Source organism: Streptomyces prasinopilosus (genome assembly GCF_001419695.1).
GTDB lineage: Bacteria > Actinomycetota > Actinomycetes > Streptomycetales > Streptomycetaceae > Streptomyces > Streptomyces prasinopilosus.
The window spans coordinates 1-2,050 of record NZ_LIRG01001015.1 but is presented as its reverse complement, the minus strand read 5'-3'; the positions used below and the strand labels follow the sequence as shown (position 1 = coordinate 2,050).

General features: G+C 69.5%; 3 protein-coding genes. 2 read left to right on the top strand and 1 reads right to left on the bottom strand.

The genetic code is table 11. The features are described from left to right. The coding region (locus tag AOK18_RS29710; protein ID WP_420865660.1) for a hypothetical protein at positions 1-458 on the bottom strand (458 nt) is incomplete at its 3' end. A gap of 83 nt (positions 459-541) precedes the next feature. On the opposite strand from AOK18_RS29710, the gene AOK18_RS29705 reads away from it, so the two are divergent. Both AOK18_RS29705 and AOK18_RS33750 read left to right on the top strand, forming a co-directional pair. Then, positions 542-1,219, top strand: coding sequence for a helix-turn-helix transcriptional regulator (locus AOK18_RS29705; protein WP_055696306.1), 678 nt, complete (start codon positions 542-544; stop codon positions 1,217-1,219). A 375-nt stretch (positions 1,220-1,594) separates the two neighbouring features. Beyond that, positions 1,595-2,017, top strand: coding sequence for a hypothetical protein (locus AOK18_RS33750; protein WP_157865301.1), 423 nt, complete (start codon positions 1,595-1,597; stop codon positions 2,015-2,017). The last annotated feature ends 33 nt before the right edge of the window (positions 2,018-2,050 follow it).

The following is a 2,050-nucleotide window of genomic DNA, read 5'->3' as shown; positions in this document are numbered from 1 at the left end:
TCGGCCTGCTGCTCGGCGCCGTCGCGCTCGCGCGGCTCGCCCAGCACCGCCACGCCGGGCGGCGGTCGTGAAGGGGCGCCGAGCAGCAGGCCGAAGTCGCGCAGGGCGATGTCGTAGTGGCCCGGGACGGTCAGCAGATTGACGATGATGCCGGCCAGCCAGCCGGCCACGAGCCAGGCTCCGAAGCGCGGGGCCAGCGCCACGGTGAGACCGGCCGCGATCTCCACCACCCCCACCGCGTACATGGCCGCCTGGGCGCTGCCGGGGACCAGGCCGTCGATCCACGGCGCGAGGTAGGCGGGCCAGTCCGTGAGCAGGTTGGCGAACTTGTCCAGTCCGAACAGGACGGGCGCCACCGTGAAGGCGGCGCGCAGGATCACGAACGCCTGGCGGCCGGGGTCGGTGAGCATCGCCCGCCGCGGGGCGGCGGAGGTGGTGCTTGTGGTTGCGGAGGACATGGTCCCCTCCTTCTATCGGCAAGGTTCATTGGTAATAGAAACGCCGATCCCGTCTATAGTCAATGGCCGTGGGTTTTACACTGGTGTTCGTGGACACCCCGAAGGAAGTACGCGACCCGGACGTCTCCGCCGTCGCCGCTCTCGACGAGCCGACCCGCAGGAGGCTGTACGACCACGTGGTGCGCCAGCCGGGCCCCGTCGGCCGTGACGAGGCGGCCGCCGCCCTCGGACTGGCGCGACGGACCGTCGCGTTCCACCTGGACCGGCTGGCCGACGAATCACTGCTGGACGTCGTGTACGAACGCCGCAGCGGACGCTCCGGACCGGGCGCGGGAAGGCCGGCCAAGCTCTACCGCCGCTCGGCGAGGCAGGTCGCGGTCAGCCTGCCCGACCGCCGCTACGAGCTGGCCGGACGGCTCCTCGCCCAGGCCGTGGAGGAATCCGACGCGACGGGCGAACCGGTGCGCGAGGTGCTGCACCGCAAGGCCGAGGAACTCGGCGCGCAACTGGCAGAGCAGGACGAGACGGACGTCTTCGGCCTGCTGGAGCGCCACGGCTTCGAGCCGCGCCGCGAGGGCGACGCCATCGTTCTGGCGAACTGCCCCTTCCACGCCCTGGCCCGGGAGCACACCCGGACGGTGTGCGGCATGAACCTCCACCTGCTGCGCGGTGTCCTCGACGGCAGGGACGGGACAGGACTCCGGGCATGCCCGGCACCCGGCCCCGGACGGTGCTGCGTCCGACTGCAGCCGGCCGCCTGACCAGGCCTGAACCGCGGAATCCCGGTCGCCGTGACTCCCGGGCGGGCGACCTCCCGGCCCGGAGTCGTCCGGCGAGGACCGAACGCGACGGTCTCCCGAGATGCCGATGCGCCGATGCGTGACTAGGCTCATGGAGTGAATGCCGCGAGCACGGCGCGCCCGGCCGACCGGTTCCCGAACCGAGCGGACCATGGCCACAGTGATCGCCCGTGTGTACCGACGGGCGGCCTGGAGGCGTCGGCGGTCGAGCCCGTGCACCGGATCGGCATTCAGTGAAATCCAAAGACCCTGTCGCAACTTCCGTTTGCGGCTGCGGCCATCCATTCCCGTACTCCTTCCGGGATGCGGGAGACGATGGAGCGAAAGGTATTTCCCATGCGAACACAACGCGTGAGGCGTCTCGCCATGGCGTCCGCCGCAGGACTGCTGATGGCCGGTGGTGTCGCCGTCGGTACAGCCGGCACCGCTTCTGCCTCCTCCCAGGACTACGGGCACAGCCAGTACTGCGAGGACCACCACTCAGGGTGGTGGAACGACGACTGCGACGACTACTGGCGTGGCGGCAACGGCGACTACAACGATCACCACGACAACCACCGTGGCGATTACAACGACCGCTACGACAACGACCGCTACGACAACGGCCATCACGACAACGACCGCTACGACAACGGCCACTACGACAACGATCGTGGCGGCAACGGACACCACGACAACGACCACTACGGCAACGACCGTGGCGGCAACGGCGATCACAACGATCGTGGCGGCAACGGACACCACAACGACAGGGACTGATAACACGCCGACGACAACGCGATGTGCGACCCC